Consider the following 7,465-nt stretch of genomic DNA (forward strand, 5'->3'; position numbering starts at 1 on the left):
TTCCTCGGTATTTATCTCTTATACTATTCATAATCCAAATGACCCCTTTTATTTACTTAACTTTCCTTATTCTACAATAAGTTCATCTAATACTCTATTAAAAAAACCCATGGACTCTCCCGATAAGGAAGAAAGTCATGGGTCTAAGGGGGTTATTATTATAAACGTGAGAACTCCTCTACTAGTTCACCAAATCGTTTTAATGAGTTTTCAATTGGGGAGGATGTCGTAAGATCGACGCCCGTCTTCTTTAACAATTCAAGCGGATAGTCCGAACTGCCGCTCTTTAAGAATTCTAAATAGGAAGTTAATGTTTCTTGGTCCCCTTCAAGAATCTTGGTAGCCAAGTGAATGGCTGAAGCAAATCCCGTTGCATACTTATAAACATAGAATGGGCGGTAAAAATGTGGGATTCTTGACCAGCCAAATTTTACTTCCTCATCGAAGACAACCTCATCACCATTATATTCGCGGAATAATTGCTCATAGGTTTGGTTAAATACTTCGACAGTAAGCGGCATTCCTTTTTCAGCCATTTCATGGGTCTTCATTTCAAACTCAGCAAACATGACTTGTGTAAAAAACGTCCCCTTAAATTGATCGATAAAATGGTTCACTAAATGTTTCCGAACATCAGGGTTTTTCTCATTGTTTAATAAGTAGTTAATTAACAATACTTCATTGACCGTTGATGCCACTTCTGCCACAAAAATGCTATACCTTGCAGTGATTTGTGGTTGATACTGGGAACTTAATCGGCTGTGGACGCCATGTCCGCATTCATGGACCAACGTGAATAAACTATCCAAATCATCTTGATGATTGAGAAGGATATAGGGATGGACGCCATATACTCCCAGATTGTAGGCACCTGACCGCTTCCCAGGTGTTTCTCTGACATCAAGATAACGCGCTTCTTTAAACTCCTTCAGGATATTGACATAGTCTTCACCCAATGGAGATAACGCCTTGCACATTGTGTTATAAGCTTCCTCATACGGAATGACTTGCTTCACACCACTAACAAGCGGGACACTCATATCATATTGACGAAGTTCATCCAGATTCAATTTTTCCTTGCGAATCCGTGAATATCGATGAAGTGGCTGAATATTTTGTTTCGTTGTTTTAATTAAATTCTCATAGACCTCTTTTGGTACGTTATCCCCAAACAGGGCTTTTTCCAACGCGGAAGGATATTGACGTATTTTAGCCGTGGTCACATTATTTTTGATGGCTGCTGAAAGTGTAGCTGCTATGGAATTTTTTAATTGCAGGTAAGGCTGATAATATGCCTTATAGGCTTCTCTTCGTTTTTCACGATCGGTATCTTCGATTAATTTAGAGTACATGCCCCTCGTTAATTCCACACGTTCCCCGTTGTCACTTGTTATTTCCCCGAATTTAATATCTGCGTTATTCATCATGCCAAAAATGTTCCCCGGAGCCGAGAGGGCTTCCCCTAAATGGGAAAGGACGGCTTCCTGTTCTTTAGATAAAACATGTTGTTTATAGCGAAACGACTCCCATAAATCCTCTGCAAAGTAATCTAGCTTCTTTTCAGATTTTATGTATCCTGATAATGTTTCTTCATCGAGGCTTAATAAATAAGGCATAAAGAAGGAGGTCGACGCACTTACTTTTACACTTAGTTGTTTTGCTCGATCTAAGTGGGATTGGGATTGGGTATCCCGTGTATTTTGATCCACACTTAACATCGCATAGGCATAAACCTTATTGAATAGGAAAGATAACTCTTCGCGTTGATTAAGATATTGATACAATGAGTGGCCATCATGAATCGTTCCATCAAATTGCTTCAGTTTTTTTGCCATTTCTTCTATTTTCAGAAGGTCCCCTTCCCACTTACTCATATCGGCGTAAATATCGTCTAAATTCCACTTCTCATGGACGGGTACATCATTTCTATTGGTATAGGTCACCATTCATTCATCCGCTCCTCTCTATTTGAACCGTATTTATTATCTATAATAAACAATATATTCCGAAATTCCTATTGGCAAACCTAAAAAACATAAGAAAAACAGGCCACCGAAATGACCTGCTTTCTTTTAAAAATTTATTTGGTTAACTCTTTCTCTTTCTCAATGACAGCCAATCTTTCCGCTACCTCTTCTTCACTTAACCCGTGCTGTGCCACGTAACGGTTGCGTGGATGAACACGGCATTCGTGCGAACAGCTGCGTAAATGTTTATGTTCATTTTCCTCCGAGCAAAGGATTTTACGATTACATTCAGGGTTAGCACAATTCACATAGCGTTCACATGGTTCACCACTGTAAAAATCCTTCCCGACAACGACATGCTCTTTACGGTTAACAGGAACACTTATGCGCTCATCAAACACATAAAGTTGACCATCCCATAAGTCTCCCTGAACTTCGGGATCTTTACCATAGGTGACGATTCCGCCCTCAAGCTGTGATACATCTTCAAAACCTTCTTGAAGCAGCCAGCCGGAGAATTTTTCACAGCGAATCCCGCCAGTACAATAAGTAAGAATCTTCTTGCCTTCAAACTCCTGCTTATTTTCTCGGATCCATTGTGGCAGATCACGGAAGTTAAGAATATCCGGGCGGACAGCTCCACGAAAATGACCTAGATCAAACTCATAATCATTTCGGGCATCAATGACAACCGTATCTTCATCTTGCATCGCCTCAAAAAATTCCTTTGGCTTCAAATGCTTGCCTGTTTGCACATTCGGATCGACGTCATCTTCCAAACGCAAAGTAACTAACTCTGGTCTGAACCGAACTTTCATCTTTTTGAAGGCATGCTCAGACGCTTCATCAATTTTAAAAATAGTACCCGCGAACAACGGATGTTCATCCATATATTTCATATAGGCGTCAGTTTGTTCTATGGTGCCTGACACCGTACCATTAATTCCTTCAGAAGCAATGATAATTCGGCCTTTTAGGCCATGTTCATTACAGAAATGAAGATGTTCCTGGGTGACTTCTTCAGGATTCTCTATGGTTACATATTTATAGTACAATAATACTCGATATTCTTGATTCATGTTTACCACCTTACAAATTTTATATATAAAAAACACTAGGTTTTTAACATTAACCTTATGATTATAGCAAAAATCAACAGTTGATTTCAAATTATTTCATTTTCCAAAGGCGGCAGTTCCTGCATAGGTGGATATTACCAACCATTCTTCCCTCCTTTTTCTGTTACAATTTTTTTAGTGAGCAATAATAAGGAGGACCTAAAACTATGAAGAAACGTCATCTCCTCCTTGGCTTGGTAATTGCGGTTACCTTCATCGGAGGAATCCTAACTGGAGTTATTTTCACCAAAAATAATGATAACCAAGAGCGTCCTAGCACGCTAATAATAGAAGATGCACCAAAATCGGCAATTAAGCCAAATGCAAAAAAGTTACCACCATTAAAAAAAGTACCTTCAAAGGTACTCATCGGTTATGTTCAGGATTATCGTGATCCGAACATTGTAGATTATTCGAAATTAACACATGTCATTTTCTCGTTTGTCCATCCCACCAAGGATGGCACGGTTTTATTTAATGGCGACCAAGCTTTAAAAAACCTACGAACAGTTGTTAAAAAAGCTGACAGACATGACACCAAGGTAATCCTTGCAATCGGTGGATGGTACCATATCAAGGGTGGAGAATCCTATAATTATTTTCAACCAGCAATCTCTAATCCTAAATCTAGAACAAAGCTAGTGAAAGAGCTAACTAATCTTGCAGTCCGCGAGAAACTGGATGGAATTGATATCGATTTTGAACACCCACGCACTGCAGCGGATGCAAAAAATCTCGCTTCCTTTGCGAAAGAATTAAGTGGCCAGCTTCACTCGAAAAAGAAAGAACTGTCTATTGCTGTTCATTCAAAAATTCATGCGGTCACGTTAACCGAAGCTGGCTTTATTCAGTATGAACCAACCATGTTCCAATTTGTCGACCATGTTAATATCATGGCTTATGATGGTCAGTGGGACGGGGGATACAATGCCGCTAATCTATCGCCCTATCCGTTTACTGAGAAAATTGTAAACTATTGGACAAATCTCTTTGAAACTCATAAACTTTCAAAAGAGAAATTAGTATTGGGCGTCCCTTCGTATGCCCAACCAGAAGATCCTAAAATCAAACAAGTCTCATTTGCGGCGATTATTAACAAAAATCAAGCAAATGCCGTCAAGGACACCGTGAAAATGAATGGGACAACCTACCATTATAATGGCAGTGCGACAATGAAGAAGAAAACAAGACTCGCACTTGATCACGGTTTTGGCGGGATGATGATGTGGGAAGTAGGTTTAGATGCTCAAGGGTCACATAGTTTGACAGGGACAATCTTTTCCGAACTAAAAGCTTCGAGTAAAGAACCAGTGAAATACTATACGGCAAAAGGCTATTAGGCGCTAAAAAAATCACCAAACAACGCTCTGAGAACTACTCGCTCTTAGCGTTGTTTTATTATAATAACTGTTTGGCTGCAGTTTTAACCGCTTTTACTTGGTATAATCCACCTTCGGAACTAACTATATATTCAGGCTTCGGCTTACCTAGGTTTGCTTTATGGTTCGCTATATGGGCTTCACTCTTTTCCCACTGCTTCCAGTATTCCTCTGACTCCCACCGAACCATAACGATGACTTCTTCATCCCCTCGCCTAACTTTTTTCACCATAACAGTTGAATCAATGAATCCTTCCTGCTTTTCAATCAAACCTTCCCCGCTAAATCGTTTTACGACTTGCTCTGCATTTCCCTCTTTTACTGTCATTTTTCTTAACTGAACGAACATTTAAACATCTCCAATCTTTTATTTTGGTTAATCCATTTCCTTCTTATCATTAGTAGCTAATAGCGAAGTTTCCTCTTCATCAGTCTTTTTATGGATTGAATCCATAGCATCAAATTCGTGAAGTTCAAATAATTGAGTATATTCATTGATAATCATATCCATTGCTTTTAATTCACCGATTAGAATTTGATTAATAGATTGAAACTCTGGTGCTTCTAACTGTTTCATTATGGTGGAACGTTTAACATTCATCATTTCTAGAAATGCAAGTGCTCTGCCTCTGCGGAATGTTTTTGCACCACGGTGGTGAGAATCCTTGTCTTTTCGTTTATAACCTTCACCGCGGTGATGTCTTCCTTTTTCATGATCCCTAAATTCTTCGCTATTCATTTTATAACCCCTTTCTTCGTATACAAATGTATACACGATTGATTATATTTATAATGTATACAAATGTATACATGGAGTCAATGAATTTTCTAAAAACTTTTATAAATTTTCTCAGAGTTGATCTTATATGAGCAATAAAAAGACCAAATCGTATGCGATTTGGCCAATTATTTTTGAATTTATTTGCTATGGATCTCCTCAAAAAAATGAACTAATTCTCCATAGGAAGGTTTTTAGCTTGAAAGGTTAGCTGTCTCTGAAATTAGTTGATAAGAGCGGATCCGATCATTCGGAGAATGGGTAATGGTGACAATCATAATTTCATCCGCGTTATATTTATCCTGAAGGTCCTTCAGTTTATGGTAAACCTTTTGTGGGTTCCCAATAATCATCTTCTGTTTCATGTTTTCTAATGATTCTTTTTCAAGGTCAGTTAGTGGATATTGCCTGGCTTCCTCGATGGATGGAACTCCACCGCCTTCGCCTTTTCTCCTTTGCAATGCCCATATAAGTGTACTTAATGCGACTTCTTCCGCCCGCTCATCCGTGTCGGCACAAATGGTGGAAATCGCCACAATTACTTCTGGTCCGTGGTTCTGGTTCCGTGACTTAAAGGTCTGTAAATATTGTTTAATAATTTCTGTCCCGTCCTTTTCGCTCATAAATTGACCAAAGGCATAGGGAAGGCCATTTTCAGCTGCTAGCAAGGCGCTTTTTTTACTAGTCCCCAATAGCCAAGGAACAGGTGAAAACACTGGGATTGGTGAAGCCGATACTTTAGCAAACTCATGATCACCTGGAAATTTATTTTCTAAAAAGTAAAGCAGGGTTTCCACTGACGCAGGCATGTTCCATATCTGCTGAAGAAAATTATCTGATAAGGCATTTGTTGCTTCAGCTGAGCCGCCTGGTGCGCGGCCTATTCCAAGATCTATTCTTCCTGGAAATAGAGTGGCTAACATATTGTATACTTCTGCCACTTTATATGGTTTATAGTGTGGTAATAAGACTGCCCCCGACCCGATCCGAATTTTGCTAGTGTTTGCTCCGATATAAGCTAACATCACTTCCGGTGCAGAACAAGCTAATCCTACTAAATCATGATGTTCAGCTATCCAATAGCGTGTATAACCAAAGGTTTCAGCCGCTTGGGCTAACTTCATCGATTCATTCAATGCTTCATGTGCCGTTTGATTTGAAGAAATTGGAGCTTGGTCTAAGATACTTATCTTCATCCTACCTTCCTCCTTTTTATAAATTCTTTCATATAAAAAAAATATACCAAAATGGGGCCCATACTATACTACGGAACCCATTCAGGTACTTGTGGAATTAATCGATTGAACTAAGAATTTGATTCACCCAGAAGTTTTCCCATTCCCTATATTCCTGATTCACTTTACCACTATTTATATCGATTGTTCTTTTATCTGAATCAATCCAGCGAATCATTTGATTATCTTTAAAGTAGTAGCGGTTTTCTAGAGGCTTAGCAGTTGTAGTGAAAATAAAGAAAAGTGATCCGTCATCCCAAAAATAATATTCGGTCGTCACCCCATTCTCTTTTTTAACGATTTTCTTGATAATTCCATTATCGTTAATGTACTGGGTAAAACTTGCACCTAACTTATTAACGTTATAGTTCTTATGCACCTTATTTATACTTTTATACTCGGCCCTTATGACTTTTACTTCATCCTCAACGTTGAGAGAAGAAAGGTCTTCTTCTGTTGTTACAACTTCACTTGATTCACGATCATCCCCAGCTGTCACAACTTCGCTTCCCGCCGGATTATCTTCTTGATAATCAAATATTAATCCAACCTTAGTGAAGTCTTCGTCAACCAAGGTAATCTCATTGCTCTTTATCACATTTCCGTTTATTTCAGTTTCAGCATGGATAGTAATCGATCCATCAAATACGACCGGTCCAAACTGATCAATTTCTCCAATCCGTTGATTCGTATTCTTGCCGTTTACAAATAGATAGGCTTCATTTTCATCTGAATAAATAGATAGATAATTTTCTGGAAGGGTAACTTTAACTTCGATTTCCTTACTGTTAATATTCTTAGGGTCAATTACTTCTTCCTTATCGAGTGTTGCATATTTCCCCTTATAGAGAGCCTTTAGTTTGTATTCACCAATTAGGTAAGGACCAAATGTTTTTCCCTCGCCACGATTAATCTTGCCAACCCTTTTTTTATTAATATAAATTTCTGTCCCGTCATAATTTGTTGAAATAACCGGATAAAACGAATT

General features: G+C 38.6%; 7 protein-coding genes. 1 reads left to right on the forward strand and 6 read right to left on the reverse strand.

The features are described 5' to 3' along the window. Nucleotides 1-158: 158 nt before the first annotated feature. Nucleotides 159-1,946: an oligoendopeptidase F gene (gene pepF, locus V7659_RS08085; protein ID WP_335539289.1), complete on the reverse strand. Its 1,788-nt coding sequence runs from the start codon at nucleotides 1,944-1,946 to the stop codon at nucleotides 159-161. Nucleotides 1,947-2,080: 134 nt separating this feature from the next. Beyond that, nucleotides 2,081-3,046, reverse strand: coding sequence for an oxygen-dependent tRNA uridine(34) hydroxylase TrhO (trhO, locus tag V7659_RS08090; RefSeq protein ID WP_335539290.1), 966 nt, complete (start codon nucleotides 3,044-3,046; stop codon nucleotides 2,081-2,083). A 206-nt stretch (nucleotides 3,047-3,252) separates the two neighbouring features. Between trhO and V7659_RS08095 the strand changes: the two genes are divergently transcribed. After that, nucleotides 3,253-4,425 carry a glycoside hydrolase family 18 protein gene (locus V7659_RS08095; protein WP_335539292.1) on the forward strand — a complete coding sequence of 391 codons (1,173 nt, stop codon included), beginning with the start codon at nucleotides 3,253-3,255 and terminating at the stop codon, nucleotides 4,423-4,425. A gap of 58 nt (nucleotides 4,426-4,483) precedes the next feature. Here the strand turns inward: V7659_RS08095 and V7659_RS08100 are convergent, their stop codons facing one another. From V7659_RS08100 to V7659_RS08115, 4 genes are all read right to left on the reverse strand, one after another. Next, nucleotides 4,484-4,813, reverse strand: a complete 330-nt coding sequence (locus V7659_RS08100; protein WP_335539293.1) for an antibiotic biosynthesis monooxygenase family protein — start codon at nucleotides 4,811-4,813, stop codon at nucleotides 4,484-4,486. Nucleotides 4,814-4,840: 27 nt separating this feature from the next. After that, on the reverse strand, nucleotides 4,841-5,203 hold the full coding sequence (locus V7659_RS08105; RefSeq protein ID WP_335539295.1) for a hypothetical protein: 363 nt from the start codon (nucleotides 5,201-5,203) through the stop codon (nucleotides 4,841-4,843). A 233-nt stretch (nucleotides 5,204-5,436) separates the two neighbouring features. After that, nucleotides 5,437-6,438 carry an LLM class flavin-dependent oxidoreductase gene (locus V7659_RS08110; protein ID WP_335539296.1) on the reverse strand — a complete coding sequence of 334 codons (1,002 nt, stop codon included), beginning with the start codon at nucleotides 6,436-6,438 and terminating at the stop codon, nucleotides 5,437-5,439. 97 nt (nucleotides 6,439-6,535) lie between these two features. Next, a partial coding sequence (locus V7659_RS08115; RefSeq protein WP_420491711.1) for a TcaA 3rd/4th domain-containing protein occupies nucleotides 6,536-7,465 on the reverse strand: 930 nt, incomplete at its 5' end.

The sequence above is a fragment of the Neobacillus drentensis genome (assembly GCF_036966985.1).
Lineage (GTDB): Bacteria > Bacillota > Bacilli > Bacillales > Cytobacillaceae > Neobacillus > Neobacillus drentensis_E.

What these genes read in the sequence shown, in the direction of transcription:
- pepF (WP_335539289.1), bottom strand. Translation starts at nt 1,946, where the DNA reads ATGGTGACCTATACCAATAGAAATGATGTACCCGTCCATGAGAAGTGG.
- trhO (WP_335539290.1), bottom strand. Translation starts at nt 3,046, where the DNA reads ATGAATCAAGAATATCGAGTATTATTGTACTATAAATATGTAACCATA.
- V7659_RS08095 (WP_335539292.1), top strand. Translation starts at nt 3,253, where the DNA reads ATGAAGAAACGTCATCTCCTCCTTGGCTTGGTAATTGCGGTTACCTTC.
- V7659_RS08100 (WP_335539293.1), bottom strand. Translation starts at nt 4,813, where the DNA reads ATGTTCGTTCAGTTAAGAAAAATGACAGTAAAAGAGGGAAATGCAGAG.
- V7659_RS08105 (WP_335539295.1), bottom strand. Translation starts at nt 5,203, where the DNA reads ATGAATAGCGAAGAATTTAGGGATCATGAAAAAGGAAGACATCACCGC.
- V7659_RS08110 (WP_335539296.1), bottom strand. Translation starts at nt 6,438, where the DNA reads ATGAAGATAAGTATCTTAGACCAAGCTCCAATTTCTTCAAATCAAACG.